The following is an 18,411-nucleotide window of genomic DNA, read 5'->3' as shown; positions in this document are numbered from 1 at the left end:
ATATGTTCAAGGACAAGGTATTACTTATTACGGGGGGCACTGGCTCCTTTGGTAACGCGGTGCTGAGCCGATTTTTGCATTCAGATTTGGCCGAAATTCGTATTTTTAGTCGCGACGAAAAGAAGCAGGAAGACATGCGCATTGCACTCAATAGCGACAAGGTCAAGTTCTATATTGGTGATGTTCGGCAGTACGACAGTGTGCATGACGCGCTACGCGGTGTGGACTATGTGTTTCACGCTGCAGCTTTGAAGCAGGTGCCGTCATGCGAGTTTTACCCAATGGAGGCCCTGCGCACCAATGTGCAAGGTGCCGAAAATGTGATGCGTGCGGCGATAGCCAATGAAGTAAAGCGATGCGTGGTGCTAAGCACAGACAAGGCCGTGTATCCCATCAACGCCATGGGCATCTCCAAGGCCATGATGGAGAAGGTGATGGTGGCCAAGTCGCGCCTCTGTGATCCGGGTAAAACGGTGTTGTCCGCTACTCGCTATGGCAACGTCATGGCCTCGCGTGGTTCGGTAATTCCGCTGTTTCTTGGTCAGTTGCAGGCGGGTAAACCATTGACGATCACTGATCCGAACATGACACGTTTTCTCATGTCTCTGGCTGAGTCAGTAGATTTGGTTTTGTACGCGTTTGAGCACGCCCGCCCCGGCGATATTTTTGTGCAAAAGGCCCCGGCGTCAACGGTGGGTGATTTGGCGCAAGCCATGAAAGAGCTCTTGCGCGCCGCCAGCGACATCAAGATCATTGGCACGCGTCATGGTGAGAAGCTTTACGAATCCTTGGTCTCCCGCGAGGAAATGGCGCGTGCCGAGGATTTGGGGGGCTATTACCGCATACCTGCAGACTCGCGTGACTTGAATTACGACAAGTATTTTGTTGAAGGGGAGACGAAAATATCTGAAATTGAAGACTACACGTCACACAACACCCATCGGTTAAATATCTCGCAGGTTAAAGATACCCTGATGAAACTCGACATGATTCGGGAGGCCGTGCATGCGTAAGCTCAAGGTTATGACCATTGTGGGCACCCGGCCCGAGATCATTCGTCTGTCGCGAGTGATTCCCAAACTGGACCAGCATTGCGAGCATGTGCTGGTGCATACCGGACAAAACTACGACTACGAGCTCAATGAGGTTTTTTTCAGTGACCTCGGTATTCGTAAGCCAGATGTTTTTCTGGAGGCTGCGGGTGCAACGGCAGCCGAGACTATCGGGCAGGTCATCATGTCCGCAGACAAGGCAATGGAACAATACCAACCCGAAGCCTTGCTGTTGCTGGGGGACACTAACAGCAGCCTGGCTGCCATTGCGGCCAAACGTCGAAAAATTCCAATTTTTCATATGGAGGCGGGTAACCGTTGTTTTGATTTCCGGGTGCCCGAAGAAATCAACCGGCGCATTGTTGACCACACCTCAGACATTAATCTGACGTATAGCGAGATTGCCCGCGAGTATTTGCTACGTGAAGGATTGCCGCCGGACCAAGTCATCAAAACCGGCAGTCCGATGCGCGAGGTGATTGAGTATTACCGTGAGGGGGTGGATGCCTCTACGGTGCTAAATCGACTGGGTTTGGGTGAGCAAGCTTATTTTGTGGTGAGTTCGCACCGCGAAGAAAATGTCGATTCGCCTGAAAATTTGCAACGCTTGTTCAGTGTTATGAATGCTGTGGCTGAGCGCTTTGGACTGCCGGTCATCGTTTCTACCCATCCCCGAACTCGCAAGCGCATGGATGCCATGGCGTTGGTCGCGCATCCGCTAGTGCAGTTCCACAAACCTTTTGGGTTCTTGGACTACGTTCGTTTGCAAACTTCGGCGCGGGCTGTGCTGTCAGACAGCGGCACTATTACCGAAGAGTCATCGATTCTGAACTTCCCCGCGCTGAATTTGCGCGAGGTTCATGAACGGCCAGAAGGCTTTGAAGAGGCCGCAGTGATGTTTGTGGGCCTTGATGTGGATCGCGTGCTACAGGCACTGGAGGTGCTTGAAACCCAGTCACGCGGTGCTAACCGTACGCTTGCGCTGGTAAAGGACTACGAAGCCACGAATGTTTCAGACAAGGTGCTGCGCATTATTCTGAGCTACACGGACTTTGTGAACAGGAAGGTCTGGCGCAAGTCGTGATGTCTCCCAAGACTGCGGTCAATCAGGATGGCCTGATTCTTGTCACGGGTGCAACTGGGTTTGTTGGCTCGTCTCTGGTGGCAAGACTGGTCCGTGAAGGAATTGAAACGCGCGCCTGTGTTCGTCGCGACGAAGCATCGACACCAGATGGCGTGAGCACTGTAAATGTGGGTGAGTTAACCGCTGATGTCAATTGGAGTCATGCATTGGCGGGAGTCGAAGTGATCGTCCACCTCGCCGCCCGCGTCCACGTCATGCACGACACCGAGGCCGACCCGCTAACGGCTTTTCGCGCCGTCAACGTGCAAGGCACTTTGAACCTGGCCCGCCAAGCTGCAGCGGCAGGGGTCAAGCGGTTTGTGTTTATCAGCTCGGTTAAGGTCAATGGCGAGAGTACGCTGCCCGGGCGAGCGTTTACTGAAGCGGACGGGCCCGACCCACAAGATGCCTACGGCCTGAGCAAGCACGAGGCTGAGCAGGGCTTGCGCCAGCTGGCTGCAGACACCAGCATGGAGATGGTCATCATCCGCCCGCCGCTTGTTTATGGACCCGGTGTCAAGGCCAACTTTGCAGCCCTCATGCGCGCCGTGCAGCGCGGCTGGCCCTTGCCTTTAGGCGCGGTGCATAACCAGCGCAGCCTGGTGGCCCTTAGCAATCTGGTGGATTTCATCGTCACCTGTATCTCTCACCCCCAAGCGGCCAACCAGACTTTTTTGGTGAGTGATGGGCAAGACCTTTCCACCACCGAGCTGGTGCGTGGCATGGCGCGCGCTGCCGGAGTGCCCGCACGTTTGCTGCCAGTGCCGGTGTGGGCCTTGCAGGCGGGGGCGACCCTGCTAGGCAAGGGCGACGCGGTGCAGCGCCTGTGTGGCAATTTGCAGGTGGATATTTCCAAAGCTCGGCAGTTGCTGGGCTGGGTGCCACCGGTGTCTATGGCCGAGGGGCTGCGGCGGGCGGTGGGGGGTGCGTTGCATGAAAAGACTATTTGATCTGGTCGCAGGCGCTTGCGCTGGGCTTGTCTTGATGTTGCCGATTGTGTTGGTCGCCTTGGCGGTGCGCCTGACTTCAAAAGGGCCAGCCTTGTATTGGTCCGACCGGGTGGGGCGCAACACCTCCCCTGCGGTGGCGACTCATTTGCTGAGCGACCCGGATGCGTATTTGACGCCCATCGGCAGCTTCTTGCGCAAAAGCAGCCTGGACGAGTTGCCTCAGCTGTGGAGCATTCTGGTGGGTGACATGAGTTTTGTCGGACCGCGCCCGGCGCTGTCTAATCAGCACGACTTGATTTTGTAGAAACATATATGTTACTATTTGCCTTATGACTTACCACGTCAAAGAACTGCTGCTGTCGGACGGCAAAAGCCCCTACGCCGACTGGTTTGGCACACTGGATGCGATGGTCGCTGCCAAGGTCAGCGTGGCCGCGGCGCGAATGGAGCAGGGTAATCTTTCCAACGTGGAGTGGTTCCGTGGCATTGGTGAATACAAAATCGATTGGACTACAAGCGGCGCAAGGCTCAAATACTGAAAGGAATGTGATATGGCACTGACCCGGGATTTCAAGGATACCGTTGTTGCTCGTGTGCAAAACGATCCGGCTTTTGCGCAGGCAATGCTGGATGAAGCTGTAACACTATTTTTTGATGGCGAACCCGATACCGCCAAATTGATCCTGCGCGATTTGGTGAATGCCACTGTAGGCTTCGAGTCTTTGGCGCAAGACATTCACAAACCAGCCAAGAGCCTGCACCGGATGCTGTCGAAGTCAGGCAATCCCACGATGAGCAATATCTCGGCAATTTTTGCCGCCATCAAGCGCTCACTCCAGGTGGAAATTCGCACAACCGTGGTCATGGCCTGACTTTCGGAGTCGGTAATTGGGGTTAGATTCCAATTAATTTATAGCTTTTAGGGCTGTAGCCCCCGTCAACACTGCGTGAGCAGCTATTGTTTTTGAATAGTATGGCGATGCGATGCAGCGCTTGTGCGGCAATTTGCAGGTGGATATCGCGAACGCGCGGCAGTTGCCGGGCTGGGTGCCGGTGGTGCCAGCGGACGGGAGCATTCTGGTGGGTGACATGAGTTTTGTGGGGCCGCGCCATGCGCTGTTTAATCAACACGATTTGATTGAATTGCGCACCCAGCAAGGTGTCCATGCACTGGTACCCGGCCTGACCGGCTGGGCGCAGGTGAATGGTCTTTGTAGGTGGCCCGCCTCGGGCCGATGGGGTTTGAAGTCAACCGCGGCGAGGGCGCCGCTCCTGCAGGGGGTTGGTATGTTGTAGCTGCTCCCCAGCCGCGAAGGTATTCAAGGTATTCGTGATAGAGTTTGTCATCAAATGGATTGGTTTACAAAGGGAATAAAGATGTACAGAGTTGGTTTTCCGTTTTGGAAGGTGTTGGCCCGCATGGGTCTGCCTGTGCGCTTGCGTGTTGATATATCGCATGATCCGGAAGCCAATGTCTATATTGCTCAAAGCCCGGATTTGGATGGTCTTATCGTCGAGGGGCGTACCCTTGAAGATTTGAAAAATGAAGCCCTATTGGCGGCATCTAGCTTGCTTGAGCTAGCGCTGCATCAACCGAAGCCTCTGGCACGCGCCGACTTCAGGCTTAGCTCAGAGCTACCTCATGCAGCATGAATGGTTTTTACAAACAGGTGGCTGAGATACTGCGCCTGCATGGTTACAAAATCATCAGACAAAACGGCACATCGCACCAAATTTGGAGCAATGGCGTGCGCAATCAGACTGTTTCTACAAATTGTGAATCGCGGCACACAGCCAACGGCATCATGAAGCAAGCCGGTATTGATCATAAGTTTTAGATCCGATGTGATTAATTGAAAAAGTAAGGATGCAATTGGGGTCAGCTTCCAATTAATTTATAGCTTTCAGGGCTGTAGCCCCCGTCAACACTGCGTGAGCAGCTATTGTTTTTGAATAGTATTGCGATGCGATGCAGCGCCTATGCGGTAATTTGCAGGTCGATATTTCCAAAGCGCGCAGCCTGTTGGGCTGGCTGCCGCCGATGTCGGTGGACGGGGGACTGCGGCGGGCGGTGGGGGATGGGGTTCATGGATTGCCACGTCGCTGCGCTCCTCGCAATGACGACACGCTCGCTCGCTATGACGATGTAACGTAATGAAAAGACTATTTGATCTGATCGCAGGCGGGTGCGCTGGCCTTGTCTTGTTGTTGCCGATTGTGCTGGTGGCCTTGGCGGTGCGCTTGACTTCAAAAGGCCCGGCGCTATATTGGTCTGACCGGGTGGGCGCAACACCTCCCCTGCGGTGGCGACGCATTTGCTGAGCAACCCGGATGCTTACTTGACGCCCATCGGCAGCTTCTTGCGCAAGAGCAGCCTGGACGAGCTGCCGCAGTTGTGGAGCATTCTGGCGGGCGACATGAGTTTTGTCGGGCCGCGCCCAGCCCTGTTCAATCAGCACGATTTGATTGAATTGCGTACCCGGCAAGGTGTGCATGCGTTGGTGCCAGGAAAATCGATGCACAATTGCTTAGTGTTGATATTCCAACACGACAACCCGATCTGGAGAACGCATGAACACCGCAACCCTTGACCCGCGGATTTTTGAATTTGCGAGCGAAGAAGAGGCAGCCAGCTACGATCAATGGTTTTGTGCCAAAGTGAAGGAAGCGATAGACGACCCAAGGCCAAGCATTCCTCATGATCAAGTCATGGCGGAAATGGACGCCCTCATAGACGAAATAGAGGCGAGTCATAGGCCCATTACTTGCGCACCCATCCCAACTACATCGTGGTCTATCGCGTTGAGCGGGACGTTATCGATGTACTACGCGTTTTGCACGCACGCCAGCAGTACCCAACTTGATTTCTAACGTTTATGGCTGCAGCCATCGTCTTGTATGCGTGAGCAGCTATTCTTTTTGAAGCGTATGGCGCAAATGTTCAGAAGTTTCCCATTGGAAGACACAAACATTAGGCAGCCGTTGGGCTGTGTCCCGCCGCTCTTAATCGATGAAGGGTTGCAGCAGACAATGGTGGGACATGACGAATATGGATTGCCGCGTCGCTACGCTCCTCGCAATGACGATGCATCGTAATGAAAAGACTGTTTGATCTGCTCGCAGGCGCTTGCGCTGGGCTGGTCTTGTTGCTGCCGATTGCTCTCGTCGCCTTGGCGGTGCGCCTGACTTCAAAAGGGCCAGCCCTGTATTGGTCTGACCGGGTGGGGCGCAACAACACCATTTTCAAAATGCCCAAGTTCCGCAGCATGCAGATCGGCACCCCTGCGGTGGCGACGCATTTGCTAAACAACCCGGATGCCTACTTGACGCCCATCGGCAGCTTCTTGCGCAAGAGCAGCTTGGACGAGTTGCCGCAGCTGTGGAGCATTCTGGTGGGTGACATGAGTTTTGTGGGGCCGCGCCCCGCCCTGTTTAATCAGCACGATTTGATTGAGTTGCGCACCCGACAAGGCGTGCAGGCGCTGATGCCCGGCCTGACCGGCTGGGCGCAGGTGAATGGACGCGATGAGCTGCCAATCCCGGACAAGGTCAAGCTCGATGTGGAGTATTTGCACCGGCAGTCGCTGTGGTTTGACATTCGCATCTTGTGGCTCACTTTTGTGAAGGTGCTACGCCGCGACGGGGTGTCGCATTAACCGGCTACATGCGCCCCAAAGCGGGTTTTGATGCTGCCCATGGTCTCCCGTGTGAGCCGGTTGCCGTATTGGCTGACGACCTGCCCGGCAGCCTGATTCGCCAGCCAGGCGGCTTGGGCGTGACTGTGGCCGTGCGTGACGGCGTACAAAAACGCCCCGGCAAACATGTCGCCGGCACCGTTGGTATCGAGCGCTTTGACAGGGGCGGCGGGCACCGTGGTTTGTTGTGCGCCCTCCAGCAACACGCAACCCAAGGGGCCGCGTGTCAGGCAGACGGTGCGGGCCAGTTGGCTGATTTGCTGGCAGATCAGTTGCAGGTCTTGCGAGCCACACCAGACTTGGGCTTCTTCCTCGTTGCAGAATAAGTAGTCCAGTCCTTGGCCGATGATGGCGTCCAGGCCCGGTCGGCAAAAGTTGATCATGCTCACATCGCTCAAGGTGGTGGCCAGCGCAACGCCCGCATCGTGGGCGATTTGACGGCCCTGCAGCGCCGCCTGCAGCCCGGTGGGCGAGGCAGCAAGGTAGCCTTCCATGTAATAGATCTTGGCGCTGACAATGTCTTGTTCGTGCAGGGCGGTATGGTCCAAGTCGGCGGTTGCACCCAGAAAAGTACTCATGCTGCGCTCAGCATCGGGCGTCACCATGACCATGCAGCTGCCGGTCTGGCCCGGTGCGGGGGGGGTGTGGGTAAGGTTGGTCGCCACGCCGTTAGCGATCAAGTCCTGGGTGTAAAACGCGCCCAGTTCATCATCCGCCACGCGGCAAGAGTAAAACGCCTTGCCACCCAGTTGCGCCAGCGCCACCACGGTATTGCCCGCCGAGCCGCCGCCGGTGCGCCGCGAGGTGCTGGCTTGCAGGTGGCCCAGCAATTCAGAACGTCGCGCGGAGTCGATCAAGGTCATGTGCCGCTTGTCCACGCCCATGGCTTGGAGTTGGCTGTCAGACACTTCGTATTCAGAGTCCACCAGCGCGTTGCCGATGGCGTAAAGGTCGTAGGTTTTCATGGTTAATTGTTTTTGATTTGGCAAAAGTGCCGAGTCTCGCCGAAGGCTTGAAGTGTATCGGCTGGCGGTTGATGCGCGATATTGAAATACTTGCAAAGAATAATTTGTATAAAACATATTCCTCTCGGTTTTGAATGTTTTGTGAAGAGATAATGTGATTTATTAAAAATAGTAGAAGTTAGTCTATTCAGGGATTTTTAAATTTAAATAGCAAGGTATTTGTCATGAATAATTTAATCGAGATTCAAAATCAGATAGAAAAACTGCAAAAGCAGGCGAATGAAATCAGGGCGCAGGAGTTTGATAAAACGGTGCAAGAAATACTGGTCAAAATGACCGCTTTTGGCATCACCCTGAAAGACTTGGAAGCTGTCAAAGGGCGCGTTCGCAAGGCGGCTTCGCCCGCCACCAAGCCGGCGGCTGCCAAATTTCGGGGTCCCAACGGCGAAACCTGGAGTGGTCGGGGTCTGATGCCGCGTTGGCTGGCGGCGCTGGTAGCGCAAGGCAAAACCAAAGAAGAGTTCGCAATCAAGAGCTGATGTGAATCAAGCGGGCTAAATGCAGAGCAAAGCTTTGCACTGGAATGAATACGGTAAAATGCCGTATTCATATTTAAAGCAGAAACTACCATGACCGCAACCGCCCGTTTTGATCTGAAGATGGATGCCGCAGACAAGGATATCGTTTCCCGCGCTGCAACCCTGATGGGTACGACGATGGCTGGTTTCGTCCGTGCTGCTGCCAAAGAGAAGGCGCAGACCTTGCTGGACCGCGAATCGCGAATCACGCTGTCTCAGCGCGATTTTGCCGCCTTTACCGCAGCACTCAACAGCGCGTTCACCCCCAACGCAGCCCTCAAAGGCGCATTGACTGCGGCTGCCAAGGTCAAGCGTGCTTGAAGAGCATGCGCTGGATCCATCGCTTCATGACCGCGTTGGCTTTACCTGTGGCATGCCGGCGCTGGATGATTACCTTCACCGCTTCGCGGTGCAGCACAGCCGAAAGGGTGTGAGCACGGTCCATGTGTTGGTGGACGCGGGCCGCCCCAGTCTGATCCTTGGCTACTACACACTCAGTGCGGCTCAGGTTGATGTGCTGCAACTCAGTGATGTGGACCGAAAGAAGCTGCCGCGCTACCCAATTCCGTGTTTTCGGATGGGGCGGCTGGCCTGTCGCGTCGACCAGCGAGGCCAGGGCTTGGGTAAGTTGTTGGTGGGATGCGCCGTCGATCGCTGCCTGCAGGCCCGCAAGCAAGTGGCAGCATTCGCGTTAATCGTTGATGCCAAGCATGTTCAGGCAAAGACTTTTTACGAGCACTACGGGTTCACGCCCTGCACGGATTCGCCGATGACGCTTTACTTGCCGCTGGTTTGACTGAGGAATGGTTGTGGGCCGATGCCGCGTTGGCCGACGGGATGGGTGGCTCAAGGATAATCCAAAGAAAAATTCACCACCAAGAGCTGAACTAAATCAAGGGTATTAAATGCAAAGCAGGGTTTTGGGTTGGCCGCGTGCCGTAAAGCGTTTGGTTGTGGTGGCGCTTGATGTCGTCTTGGCATTGGTGGCTACCTGGATCGCTTTCACGCTCCGGCTGGATACGCCGCATTGGCCAGAGGGCGCGCAATGGTGGGTGTATGGGCTAGCGCCGGTTTTGGCCGTACCCATATTTGTCAAGTTTGGTTTGTATCGGGCGATTTTCAGATACACCGGGCAGGCGGCATTGCAGGCGACGGGTCAGGCCGTGTTGGTGTACGGCATGCTTTTGCTGGGCATCCTGTTATGGCGGCAGTGGCCTGGTGTGCCTCGGACCTTGGGCGTGCTGCAGCCCTTGGTGTTTTTGTTTTTGGTGGGGGGTAGCCGGGCCGTTGCCCGGTTCTGGTTGGCTGATCTGGGTAATGCCTCGGCCAAGGACGAAGGACGCTTGTTGATCTTCGGTGCGGGCACTTCAGGCGTGCAAACAGCCACTGCCTTGCGCGTCTCAAGGCAGTTTGCGCTACTCGGTTTTGTGGATGACGATCCGACCAAAGTCGGCCGCAGCATTAACGGTATTCCGGTTTTTGCGCCGTCAGAAGTCCCGGGTGTGGTGACTCAGCAAGGGGTGACGGACATTCTGCTGGCGCTACCCAGTGTGTCAAGAGATCGCCGCAAAAGCATCATTGACAGTTTGCGCGAGCTACCGGTGCATATTCGAACGCTGCCGGCGTTGGCGGATTTGGCCAGTGGCCGCGTCACGGTACAGGATTTTCGTGAGCTGGATGTTGAAGATCTGCTGGGCCGCGACCCGGTGCCGCCGAATGCCGAGCTGATCGCGCGCGACCTGGCGGGCCAGGTGGTGCTGGTGACCGGGGCCGGTGGCAGCATTGGTGGTGAGTTGACACGGCAAATTGTGCTGCAACAGCCGCGCCAGCTGCTGCTGCTGGACCACAATGAGTTTGGTCTGTACAGCATTCACCAGGAGTTGCAGGGCCTCTGTGCCGCCAGTGGCTTGGCCGTCGAGTTGGTGCCGCTGCTCGGCAGTGTGGCCAACTATGCGCGCCTGCTCTCGGTGTGCGCCATGTACCACCCGGCCACGGTCTACCATGCCGCCGCTTATAAACATGTGCCCATGGTCGAGGACAACGCGGGTGAAGGTGTGGCCAACAATGTGTTTGGCACGCTGAACATGGCCCGTGCGGCGCAGACCAGTGGTGTCAAACGCTTTGTATTGGTGTCCACCGACAAGGCGGTGCGGCCCACCAACGTGATGGGCGCCACCAAGCGCATGGCCGAGTTGGTGCTGCAGGCGCTGGCCGCAGAAGACTCGCCAACCTGCTTCACGATGGTGCGTTTTGGCAACGTGCTGGATTCGAGTGGCAGTGTGGTGCCGCTGTTTCGCCGGCAACTCGCCGCAGGCGGCCCGCTCACCGTCACGCACGTCGACGTCACCCGCTATTTCATGACGATTCCTGAGGCGGCGCAGTTGGTGCTGCAGGCGGGGGCCATGGCCGCGGGGGGCGACGTGTTTGTGCTGGACATGGGCGAGCCGGTAAAGATCATGGATCTGGCGCGGCGCATGGTGCAGCTCAGCGGCCTGACCGTGCGGGATGAGCACCGGCCCAGTGGCGACATTGACATTGAAATTACCGGTCTGCGCCCGGGTGAAAAGCTGTACGAAGAATTGTTGATTGGCGACAACCCCGAGCGCACGGCGCACCCCCGCATCATGAAAGCGCACGAGGACTGCTTAACCTGGTCGGATCTGGCGTTGCATCTGCAGACGCTACGCCAAGGCGCTGACGACAATGATGATGCCGCCATCAAGGCGGTGCTGCAGATTTGTGTGCATGGATATGGGGATGCGCCGCAATGACGATGACGCTCTAACATGGGGCACAATTTGCCCATTGATATTTCTCACGCTATGAGCAAGACCCCATGACCGACGTTTCCAAGATTCCCCCGCGCGACAAGGCCGAAATACTGGCGCAGGCGCTGCCCTATATCCGCAAGTTTCATGGCAAGACCATGGTCATCAAATACGGTGGCAACGCCATGACCGATCCGGCCTTGCAGGCTGACTTTGCGGAAGATGTGGTGCTGCTCAAGCTGGTCGGCATCAACCCGGTGGTGGTGCACGGCGGCGGCCCGCAGATTGAAACGGCGCTCAAGCGACTGGGTAAAAAGGGTGAGTTCATCCAGGGCATGCGCGTGACCGACGCCGAAACCATGGAAGTGGTGGAGTGGGTGCTGGCGGGCGAAGTGCAGCAGGACATTGTCGGCCTGATCAACCAGGCGGGCGGCAAGGCGGTGGGCCTGACCGGGCGCGATGGCGGCATGATCCGGGCCCAAAAGCTCAAGCTGCTGGACACCCAGGACCCCAGCAAAGAGCATGACGTGGGCCAGGTCGGCGATATCGTCAGCATCGACCCCAGCGTGGTCAAGGCGCTGCAGGACGATGCCTTCATACCTGTCATCAGCCCGATCGGCTTTGGCGAAAACAACGAGAGCTACAACATCAACGCCGACGTCGTCGCGGCCAAACTGGCCACGGTATTGAAGGCAGAAAAACTGATGATGCTGACCAACATCAGTGGCGTGCTCGACAAGCAGGGCAAGTTGCTCACCAACCTCAGTGCGCGCCAGATTGATGAGTTGTTTGCCGACGGCACCATCAGTGGTGGCATGCTGCCCAAGATCAGTGGCGCGCTGGACGCCGCCAAAAGCGGCGTGAATTCGGTGCACATCATTGATGGCCGGGTGCCGCACGTGTTGTTGCTTGAAATCCTCACCGACCAGGCTTTCGGCACGATGATTCGTTCGCACTGAGCGCCGCACCATGTCTGACGTCGAGTCTTCCTCTTTTCAACCCGCATCCGGCCTTGAGATCACCCCTCCGGTCCGCAAGCGCCCGAAACCGGGCGAGCGCCGGGTGCAGATTTTGCAGGCGCTGGCGACCATGCTGGAGCAGCCCGGTGCCGAGCGCGTCACCACCGCCTCACTGGCGGCGCACCTGGAAGTGAGCGAGGCCGCGCTGTACCGTCACTTTGCCAGCAAGGCCCAGATGTTTGAGGGCTTGATTGACTTCATTGAACAGACAGTGTTTTTGCTGATCAACCAGATCGCCAACCGGGAGGGCGACGCCGCAGGCCCGCGCCAGGCGGGCAAAGTGGTGGCCATGTTGATGCAGTTCGCCGAGAAAAATCCCGGCATGACGCGCGTCATGGTGGGCGATGCGCTGGTATTTGAAAACGAACGCCTGCAGCAACGCATGAACCAGTTTTTTGACAAGATCGAGTCCAGCCTCAAGCAAAGCCTGCGCAGTGCGGCCGAGGTGAGTGGTTCGGCCACGCCCACCGTGGACACGCAGGTGCAGGCGTCCGTGTTGACCGCTTTTTTGGTGGGACGTCTGCAGCGCTTTGCGCGTTCGGGCTTCAAGCGTCTGCCCTCGGAACATCTCGAAGCCAGCCTGGCACTGATGCTTTAAAAAAAGCGATATTCAATAGGGAATAACGCTAATAGCGCGCTGGTTAAACACGGATGTCATCGGGTAAACCCTTGTGACCTCTAGAAAAATCTCTCTAAAAATTGGCCGCGGTGCGCCGTGATCAGAGAAAAATACGGCAAAATAGCACGATCGTTCTTTTTCGTGCCTTATGTCTATTTCTGATTCATCCGTTAAACCCATTCGCTCCAGCCAGCGCCCAAGCTCGCGCGGCGGGCGTGCCTTGCAAAAAGGGCAACAAACCAAGCAGGCGATTATTGATGCCGCCTTGGGACTGGCCGCGCAGATCGGGCTGGAAGGCCTGAGTATCGGCGCCTTGGCCGAAGTGACCCAGATGAGTAAATCCGGGGTCTTTGCCCACTTTGGGTCGCGCGAAGAGCTGCAGATTTCCGTTATTCGCGAGTATTACGCCCGTTTTGCCGACGAGGTTTTTTCTCCGGCCATGGATGAAGCCCGTGGCTTGCCCCGTGTGCGGGCACTGTTTGACAACTGGATGAAACGCGTGGCAGTCGAACTCCAGTCCGGTTGTATCTTCATCAGCGGTGCCGTTGAGTTTGACGACCGGCCGGGGCCGGTGCGTGACGCGCTGGCCAGCTCGGTCAAGACCTGGCTGGCGGCGCTGTACCGCGCCGTGGTGCAGGCCAAAGAGGCGGGCCACCTGAATGAAGATGCCGACGAAGAACAAATGGCTTTTGAGATTCACGGCCTCATTCTGGCCCTGCATTACGAAGCCCGCTTTTTGCAAAACCCGGTGTCGACCGAGCGCGCCAACAAAGGCTTCGAAAACATTCTCGCGCGCTATGGCAAGTCTGCTGTTGCCGCATCAACACCTCCCATCAAATCAAACCCCGCCCTCAAGGAGAAGTAAGCATGCCTACCTACACCCCACCCCTGCGCGACATGCAATTTTTGATGCACGAAGTGCTCAACGTCGTCGCCGATTTCAAGACCATGCCGCAGCACGCGGACCTGGATGTTGACACCATCAATGCCGTGCTGGAAGAAGGCGGCAAATTTGCCGTTGATGTGGCCTTCCCGCTGAACATCAGCGGAGACACCGAAGGGTGCAGCATCGACCAGGCCACCCATGCCGTCACCACGCCCAAGGGCTTCAAGGAAGCCTACGCCAAATACATCGAAGGCGGCTGGGCCGCGCTGGGTTGCGACCCCGCCTTTGGCGGCCAGGGCTTGCCACTGGTGGTGAACCAGATGTTTTACGAGATGCTCAACAGCGCCAACCAGGCCTGGACCATGTACCCGGGTTTGACGCACGGCGCCTACGCTGCGCTGCATGCCCACGGCACCGAAGAGCAAAAGCAGACCTACCTGCACAAGATGACCAGCGGCGAGTGGACCGGCTCCATGTGTCTGACCGAACCGCATTGCGGGACCGACCTGGGCCTGATGCGCACCAAGGCCGAGCCGCAAGCCGACGGCACCTACAAGCTCACCGGCAACAAGATTTTCATCAGTGCCGGTGAACACGATATGGCGGACAACATCATTCATCTGGTGCTGGCCCGTCTGCCCGATGCGCCGGTCGGCATCAAGGGCGTCAGCCTGTTCATCGTGCCCAAGGTGCTGGTGAATCAGGACGGCACGCTGGGTGCGCGCAACGGCATTTACTGCGGTGGCCTGGAGCACAAGATGGGCATCCACGGCAACGCCACCGCGCAGATCGTGCTCGACGGCGCGGTCGGCACGATGGTGGGCCTGCCCAACAAGGGCATGAACGCCATGTTTGTGATGATGAATGCGGCGCGTCTGGGCGTGGGCAACCAGTCGCTCGGGCTGACCGAGGTGGCGTATCAAAACGCGCTGGCGTATGCCAAAGACCGCATCCAGATGCGTTCGTTGTCCGGCACCAAGGCCAAGGACAAGCCGGCGGATCCGATCATCGTGCACCCCGATGTGCGCAAGATGCTGCTCACCGCCAAAGCCTATGCCGAAGGCGGCCGCGCCCTGATGTGCTACAGCTCGATGCTGCTGGAAAAAGAGCACAACCATCCGGACGAGAAAGTGCGCAAAGACGCCGGCGAAATGCTGGCCATGCTGACGCCGATCGTCAAGGCCTTCATCACCGACAACGGCCACATCTCCACCAATGCCTGCATGCAGGTGTTCGGCGGCCATGGCTTTATCAAGGAATGGGGCATGGAGCAGTTTGTGCGCGATAACCGCATCAACATGATCTATGAGGGCACCAACACCATCCAGTCGCTGGATTTGCTGGGTCGCAAGATCCTGGGCAACAACGGAGCCACGCTCAAGAAGTTTGGCAAGCTCATTAGCCAACTGGTGAATGAGGAAGGCGTCAACGAGAAGATGTCCGAGTTCATCACGCCGATTGCCATTCTGGGCGACCAGATGACCAAGTTCACCACCGAAATCGGCTTCAAGGGCTTCCAGAATCCCGACGAAGTGGGCGCTGCGGCCGTGGACTATCTGCGCGTGGCCGGGCACCTGGTGTTTGGCTACTTCTGGGCCCGCATGGCCCAAGTGGCGCTGCGGGAGATCGCCGCGGGCAACACCGACCAGTTCTATCTGGCCAAGCTGCAAACAGCCCGTTTTTACTTTGCCAAGCTGTTCCCGGAAACCGCCACGCTGATGCGCACGGCCCGCGCTGGCAGCAAGGTGTTGATGGACACTGACGCCGCATTGGCCTGAGTGCAGCCCCCGGTCCCCGGAGTTTTAGTCTTTTAGCCAAGGAGCCCTTATGTACAGGTCATTGATAGCTATTGTTTTAGGAGCGCTGACATTCCCCGTGCTGGCGCAAATGACGCCCGTTGGGGTGTGGCGCAGCATTGACGACAAGACGGGGCAGCCCAAGGCCGAGATTCGCATCAGTGCGGACGCCGGCGGCGTGCTTACCGGGGTGGTCGAAAAAGCGCTGAAGCCCAGTGCCGAGCCTAACTGCGACCTGTGCGCCGACGATCGCAAGGGCAAGCCCAAGCTCGGGATGGAGATCATCCGCGGCGCCAAAAAAGCCGAGGGCAAAGAGGTCTGGGAGGGCGGCAAGATTCTGGACCCGGACAACGGCAAGGAATACACCTTGCGCTTGACCCCGATCGAGGACGGCAAAAAGCTCGAAGTCCGGGGCTACATCGCCTTCTTCTTTCGAAACCAAACCTGGATTCGCATCCCTTAAGCCGTTGAGGACAGAGCTTGTCGCTACGCGGCTGCGGTCTGTCCCGCAAAGGTCTTCCATTTAATTTTCAGGAACAACCATGTCCCGCTTTCAAGTTAAAAAAGTCGCCGTGCTAGGTGCCGGCGTGATGGGGGCGCAAATTGCGGCCCATCTGGTCAATGTCAAAGTACCGGTCATTCTGTTTGACCTGCCCGCCAAAGAGGGGCCGAAGAACGGCATCGTGACCCGGGCCATTGACGGCCTGAAAAAGCTCAAGCCCGCGCCGCTGGGCGTGGCGGAAGACGCCGGTCTCATCCAGCAGGCCAACTACGAAGAGCACCTGGAGTTGCTCAAGGACTGTGACCTGGTGATTGAAGCCATTGCCGAGCGCATGGACTGGAAGCTTGATCTGTACAAAAAGATCGCGCCCTTTTTGGCGCCGCACGCCATCATCGCCTCCAACACCTCGGGCCTGTCGATCACCAAGCTGAGTGAAGCATTGCCGCAGGAAATCAAGCCGAACTTTTGCGGCATTCACTTCTTCAACCCACCACGCTACATGATGCTGGTGGAGCTGATCAACACGCCCACCACCCAGCCGCAAATTTTGGATGACCTGGAAGCGTTTGTCACCAGCACCCTGGGCAAAGGCGTGGTACGGGCCAAAGATTCCCCCAACTTCATCGCCAACCGCGTCGGCATTGCCGGCATGCTGGCGACCATGAAAGAGGTGCAGAATTTTGGCCTGACCTACGACGTGGTGGATGATCTCACCGGCAAAAAGCTGGGTCGCGCCAGTTCCGGCACCTTCCGCACCGCCGACGTGGTGGGGCTGGACACCATGGCGCATGTGATCAAGACGCTGCAGGACACTTTGAGCCTGGAGAGCGATCCGTTTTACGAGAGCTTTGCCACGCCCGACGTGCTCAAGACTTTGCTGGAGATGGGCAGTCTCGGCCAGAAGGCCAAGGCCGGTTTTTTCAAGAAGCAAGGTCGCGATATTTTGCGTTTTGACCTTGAAACCAAAGAGTATGTGCCGGGCGGTCAAAAGGGTGACGAGGTTTATGGCCGCATGCTGAAAAAGCCGGCCGCCGAACGCCTAACCTTGTTGCGCAACAGCGAAGGCGCCCAGGGCCAGTTTTTGTGGGCCATTCTGCGCAACAGCTTCCACTACGCCGCCGTCCATCTGGCCTCGATTGCCGACAACGCGCGTGACGTCGACTTCTGCATGCGCTGGGGTTTTGGCATGAAGCAGGGCCCGTTTGAGCTGTGGCAAGAAGCCGGTTGGCGCGCGGTGGCCAACATGGTCAAGGAAGACATCGACGCCGGCAAGGCGCTGTGCAACGCACCGTTGCCGGACTGGGTCTTTAACGGCCCGGTCGCCGAGGCCGGTGGCGTGCACACCGCGCAAGGGTCTTGGAATCCGACCACCCAACAATTTGTGCAACCGCGCAGTCTGCCCGTCTATGCCCGGCAGCACTTTCCCGAGAGTGTGCTGGGGGCCCATACGCCGAAGGCTGAAACCGCCGGCAAGACACTGTTTGAGGACGAAGCGATTCGCCTGTGGACGCTGCCGGGCGATGAGGACAGCGAGGTGCTGATTGCCAGCATCAAAACCAAGATGCATGCCATCAGCCCCGCCGTAGTCGAAGGCCTGATGCAAGGCTTGGCGCTGGCCGAGGCCGACTTCAAGGGCCTGGTGATCTGGTCGCCGGACGACTTGTTCTCCGCCGGTGCCGACCTGCAGTCCGTGCTGATGGGCTTCGCCGCCGCGGGCGTGTCGGCCATTGACGGCGCCGAGGCCGAGATGCAGCAGGCCATGCTCAAACTGCGCTACGCCAACGTGCCGGTCGTGTCGGCCGTGCGCGGTCTGGCGCTGGGCGGCGGCTGTGAACTGGCGGTGTACTCGGCCCGGCGCGTGGTCGCCATGGAGAGCTATATCGGCCTGGTCGAAGTCGGCGTGGGTCTGGTGCCCGGTGCCGGTGGTCTGACCTACATTGCACGGCGTGCGGCGGAGAATGCCGCAACCTCGACCGGCAAGGATTTACTGCCGTTCTTGACCGAAGGCTTCACTGCTGCCGCCATGGCCAAGGTGGGAACGAGCGCGCTGGAGTCGCGCAAGCTCGGTTTCCTGCTGGAGAGCGATGTCATCGTGCCGCACAAGGACGAGTTGCTGTTTGTCGCCATCAACGAGGCCAAGGCCCTGTTTGCCGGCGGCTACCGCGCACCGCACAAGCGCCTGTTCGCGGTCGCTGGGCGCAGCGGTGTTGCCACCATCAAGGGCTCACTGGTCAACATGCGCGACGGTGGTTTCATCAGCGCGCACGACTTCCATATCGCCAGCCTGATCGCCAACGTGGTGTGCGGCGGCGATATCGATGCCGGCAGTTTGGTGGATGAAGAGTACCTGATGACGCTGGAGCGCCGCGCGTTCTGTGAACTGCTGGTTCACCCCAAAACGCAGGAACGCATCATGGGCATGATGTCCACCGGCAAGCCGGTTCGCAACTGATCAAGA

General features: G+C 57.6%; 21 protein-coding genes and 4 pseudogenes. 24 read left to right on the top strand and 1 reads right to left on the bottom strand.

The features are described 5' to 3' along the window. Positions 1 to 2 precede the first annotated feature (2 nt). The 14 genes and pseudogenes from HHJ17_RS09650 (at position 3) to HHJ17_RS09585 (ending at position 6,781) form a co-directional block, all read left to right on the top strand. The gene (locus HHJ17_RS09650) at positions 3 to 1,013 is read left to right on the top strand and encodes a polysaccharide biosynthesis protein (RefSeq protein WP_296505628.1); all 1,011 of its coding nucleotides are present in this window, start codon (positions 3 to 5) and stop codon (positions 1,011 to 1,013) included. Beyond that, positions 1,006 to 2,136, top strand: coding sequence for a UDP-N-acetylglucosamine 2-epimerase (non-hydrolyzing) (gene wecB / locus HHJ17_RS09645; RefSeq protein ID WP_296505627.1), 1,131 nt, complete (start codon positions 1,006 to 1,008; stop codon positions 2,134 to 2,136). The genes HHJ17_RS09650 and wecB overlap by 8 nt, the downstream gene beginning before the upstream one ends. Next, complete coding sequence (locus HHJ17_RS09640) at positions 2,136 to 3,125, top strand: SDR family oxidoreductase (RefSeq protein WP_296505626.1); 990 nt, start codon at positions 2,136 to 2,138, stop codon at positions 3,123 to 3,125. Before wecB ends, HHJ17_RS09640 begins: the two co-directional genes overlap by 1 nt. Beyond that, positions 3,109 to 3,423 (top strand): annotated as a pseudogene (locus HHJ17_RS09635) (sugar transferase); the annotation flags it as partial. The gene HHJ17_RS09640 and the pseudogene HHJ17_RS09635, both read left to right, overlap by 17 nt. A gap of 31 nt (positions 3,424 to 3,454) precedes the next feature. Further along, complete coding sequence (locus HHJ17_RS09630; RefSeq protein ID WP_296505625.1) at positions 3,455 to 3,664, top strand: hypothetical protein; 210 nt, start codon at positions 3,455 to 3,457, stop codon at positions 3,662 to 3,664. Between the two features lie 12 nt (positions 3,665 to 3,676). Beyond that, on the top strand, positions 3,677 to 3,997 hold the full coding sequence (locus tag HHJ17_RS09625) for a transcriptional regulator (protein WP_296505624.1): 321 nt from the start codon (positions 3,677 to 3,679) through the stop codon (positions 3,995 to 3,997). A 199-nt stretch (positions 3,998 to 4,196) separates the two neighbouring features. Further along, positions 4,197 to 4,334 (top strand): annotated as a pseudogene (locus HHJ17_RS09620) (sugar transferase); the annotation flags it as partial. A gap of 141 nt (positions 4,335 to 4,475) precedes the next feature. Then, the gene (locus tag HHJ17_RS09615) at positions 4,476 to 4,778 is read left to right on the top strand and encodes a DUF1902 domain-containing protein (protein WP_296505623.1); all 303 of its coding nucleotides are present in this window, start codon (positions 4,476 to 4,478) and stop codon (positions 4,776 to 4,778) included. Further along, positions 4,775 to 4,963 carry a type II toxin-antitoxin system HicA family toxin gene (locus tag HHJ17_RS09610; protein WP_296505622.1) on the top strand — a complete coding sequence of 63 codons (189 nt, stop codon included), beginning with the start codon at positions 4,775 to 4,777 and terminating at the stop codon, positions 4,961 to 4,963. The genes HHJ17_RS09615 and HHJ17_RS09610 overlap by 4 nt, the downstream gene beginning before the upstream one ends. Positions 4,964 to 5,094: 131 nt before the next feature. Then, the gene (locus HHJ17_RS09605) at positions 5,095 to 5,280 is read left to right on the top strand and encodes a hypothetical protein (RefSeq protein WP_296505621.1); all 186 of its coding nucleotides are present in this window, start codon (positions 5,095 to 5,097) and stop codon (positions 5,278 to 5,280) included. Then, positions 5,280 to 5,635, top strand: a pseudogene (locus HHJ17_RS09600) (sugar transferase); the annotation flags it as partial. The gene HHJ17_RS09605 and the pseudogene HHJ17_RS09600, both read left to right, overlap by 1 nt. Before the next feature lie 61 nt (positions 5,636 to 5,696). After that, positions 5,697 to 5,831, top strand: a pseudogene (locus HHJ17_RS09595) (stability determinant); the annotation flags it as partial. Between the two features lie 83 nt (positions 5,832 to 5,914). Next, positions 5,915 to 5,989, top strand: coding sequence for a hypothetical protein (locus tag HHJ17_RS09590; RefSeq protein WP_296505766.1), 75 nt, complete (start codon positions 5,915 to 5,917; stop codon positions 5,987 to 5,989). Positions 5,990 to 6,220: 231 nt separating this feature from the next. Beyond that, positions 6,221 to 6,781: a sugar transferase gene (locus HHJ17_RS09585; RefSeq protein WP_296505620.1), complete on the top strand. Its 561-nt coding sequence runs from the start codon at positions 6,221 to 6,223 to the stop codon at positions 6,779 to 6,781. Here the strand turns inward: HHJ17_RS09585 and HHJ17_RS09580 are convergent. Then, positions 6,778 to 7,785 carry an adenosine kinase gene (locus HHJ17_RS09580; RefSeq protein ID WP_296505619.1) on the bottom strand — a complete coding sequence of 336 codons (1,008 nt, stop codon included), beginning with the start codon at positions 7,783 to 7,785 and terminating at the stop codon, positions 6,778 to 6,780. The genes HHJ17_RS09585 and HHJ17_RS09580 overlap by 4 nt on opposite strands. Positions 7,786 to 8,009: 224 nt before the next feature. Between HHJ17_RS09580 and HHJ17_RS09575 the strand changes: the two genes are divergently transcribed. From HHJ17_RS09575 to HHJ17_RS09530, 10 genes are all read left to right on the top strand, one after another. Then, the gene (locus tag HHJ17_RS09575; protein ID WP_296505618.1) at positions 8,010 to 8,324 is read left to right on the top strand and encodes an H-NS histone family protein; all 315 of its coding nucleotides are present in this window, start codon (positions 8,010 to 8,012) and stop codon (positions 8,322 to 8,324) included. Positions 8,325 to 8,414: 90 nt separating this feature from the next. Then, positions 8,415 to 8,684: a DUF1778 domain-containing protein gene (locus tag HHJ17_RS09570; RefSeq protein ID WP_296500905.1), complete on the top strand. Its 270-nt coding sequence runs from the start codon at positions 8,415 to 8,417 to the stop codon at positions 8,682 to 8,684. Then, a complete protein-coding gene (locus tag HHJ17_RS09565; protein ID WP_296500908.1) occupies positions 8,677 to 9,159 on the top strand; it encodes a GNAT family N-acetyltransferase in 483 nt (160 codons plus the stop codon). The genes HHJ17_RS09570 and HHJ17_RS09565 overlap by 8 nt, the downstream gene beginning before the upstream one ends. Positions 9,160 to 9,268: 109 nt before the next feature. Beyond that, positions 9,269 to 11,134, top strand: a complete 1,866-nt coding sequence (locus HHJ17_RS09560; RefSeq protein WP_296505617.1) for a nucleoside-diphosphate sugar epimerase/dehydratase — start codon at positions 9,269 to 9,271, stop codon at positions 11,132 to 11,134. Between the two features lie 65 nt (positions 11,135 to 11,199). After that, complete coding sequence (gene argB / locus HHJ17_RS09555; protein WP_296505616.1) at positions 11,200 to 12,090, top strand: acetylglutamate kinase; 891 nt, start codon at positions 11,200 to 11,202, stop codon at positions 12,088 to 12,090. A gap of 10 nt (positions 12,091 to 12,100) precedes the next feature. Further along, complete coding sequence (gene slmA / locus HHJ17_RS09550) at positions 12,101 to 12,748, top strand: nucleoid occlusion factor SlmA (protein ID WP_296505615.1); 648 nt, start codon at positions 12,101 to 12,103, stop codon at positions 12,746 to 12,748. Positions 12,749 to 12,917: 169 nt separating this feature from the next. Beyond that, positions 12,918 to 13,634 carry a TetR/AcrR family transcriptional regulator gene (locus HHJ17_RS09545; RefSeq protein WP_296505614.1) on the top strand — a complete coding sequence of 239 codons (717 nt, stop codon included), beginning with the start codon at positions 12,918 to 12,920 and terminating at the stop codon, positions 13,632 to 13,634. A gap of 2 nt (positions 13,635 to 13,636) precedes the next feature. After that, complete coding sequence (locus tag HHJ17_RS09540) at positions 13,637 to 15,433, top strand: acyl-CoA dehydrogenase C-terminal domain-containing protein (RefSeq protein WP_296505613.1); 1,797 nt, start codon at positions 13,637 to 13,639, stop codon at positions 15,431 to 15,433. 49 nt (positions 15,434 to 15,482) lie between these two features. Continuing rightward, complete coding sequence (locus HHJ17_RS09535; RefSeq protein ID WP_296505612.1) at positions 15,483 to 15,914, top strand: DUF2147 domain-containing protein; 432 nt, start codon at positions 15,483 to 15,485, stop codon at positions 15,912 to 15,914. A gap of 79 nt (positions 15,915 to 15,993) precedes the next feature. Then, entirely contained in the window at positions 15,994 to 18,405 is a 2,412-nt protein-coding gene (locus HHJ17_RS09530; protein ID WP_296505611.1) for a 3-hydroxyacyl-CoA dehydrogenase/enoyl-CoA hydratase family protein, read from the top strand. Positions 18,406 to 18,411: the final 6 nt, after the last annotated feature.

The organism is Rhodoferax sp., from assembly GCF_012927445.1.
Classification (GTDB): domain Bacteria; phylum Pseudomonadota; class Gammaproteobacteria; order Burkholderiales; family Burkholderiaceae_C; genus Rhodoferax.
This window is presented reverse-complemented; position numbering and strand designations above follow the sequence as displayed.

Coding starts and splice junctions, on each gene's coding strand:
- HHJ17_RS09650 (WP_296505628.1), top strand. CDS start 3: ATGTTCAAGGACAAGGTATTACTTATTACGGGGGGCACTGGCTCCTTT.
- HHJ17_RS09630 (WP_296505625.1), top strand. CDS start 3,455: ATGACTTACCACGTCAAAGAACTGCTGCTGTCGGACGGCAAAAGCCCC.
- HHJ17_RS09575 (WP_296505618.1), top strand. CDS start 8,010: ATGAATAATTTAATCGAGATTCAAAATCAGATAGAAAAACTGCAAAAG.
- HHJ17_RS09540 (WP_296505613.1), top strand. CDS start 13,637: ATGCCTACCTACACCCCACCCCTGCGCGACATGCAATTTTTGATGCAC.
- HHJ17_RS09625 (WP_296505624.1), top strand. CDS start 3,677: ATGGCACTGACCCGGGATTTCAAGGATACCGTTGTTGCTCGTGTGCAA.
- HHJ17_RS09545 (WP_296505614.1), top strand. CDS start 12,918: ATGTCTATTTCTGATTCATCCGTTAAACCCATTCGCTCCAGCCAGCGC.
- HHJ17_RS09640 (WP_296505626.1), top strand. CDS start 2,136: ATGTCTCCCAAGACTGCGGTCAATCAGGATGGCCTGATTCTTGTCACG.
- slmA (WP_296505615.1), top strand. CDS start 12,101: ATGTCTGACGTCGAGTCTTCCTCTTTTCAACCCGCATCCGGCCTTGAG.
- HHJ17_RS09585 (WP_296505620.1), top strand. CDS start 6,221: ATGAAAAGACTGTTTGATCTGCTCGCAGGCGCTTGCGCTGGGCTGGTC.
- HHJ17_RS09535 (WP_296505612.1), top strand. CDS start 15,483: ATGTACAGGTCATTGATAGCTATTGTTTTAGGAGCGCTGACATTCCCC.
- HHJ17_RS09610 (WP_296505622.1), top strand. CDS start 4,775: ATGAATGGTTTTTACAAACAGGTGGCTGAGATACTGCGCCTGCATGGT.
- HHJ17_RS09530 (WP_296505611.1), top strand. CDS start 15,994: ATGTCCCGCTTTCAAGTTAAAAAAGTCGCCGTGCTAGGTGCCGGCGTG.
- argB (WP_296505616.1), top strand. CDS start 11,200: ATGACCGACGTTTCCAAGATTCCCCCGCGCGACAAGGCCGAAATACTG.
- HHJ17_RS09605 (WP_296505621.1), top strand. CDS start 5,095: ATGCAGCGCCTATGCGGTAATTTGCAGGTCGATATTTCCAAAGCGCGC.
- HHJ17_RS09580 (WP_296505619.1), bottom strand. CDS start 7,785: ATGAAAACCTACGACCTTTACGCCATCGGCAACGCGCTGGTGGACTCT.
- HHJ17_RS09560 (WP_296505617.1), top strand. CDS start 9,269: ATGCAAAGCAGGGTTTTGGGTTGGCCGCGTGCCGTAAAGCGTTTGGTT.
- HHJ17_RS09615 (WP_296505623.1), top strand. CDS start 4,476: ATGGATTGGTTTACAAAGGGAATAAAGATGTACAGAGTTGGTTTTCCG.
- wecB (WP_296505627.1), top strand. CDS start 1,006: ATGCGTAAGCTCAAGGTTATGACCATTGTGGGCACCCGGCCCGAGATC.
- HHJ17_RS09570 (WP_296500905.1), top strand. CDS start 8,415: ATGACCGCAACCGCCCGTTTTGATCTGAAGATGGATGCCGCAGACAAG.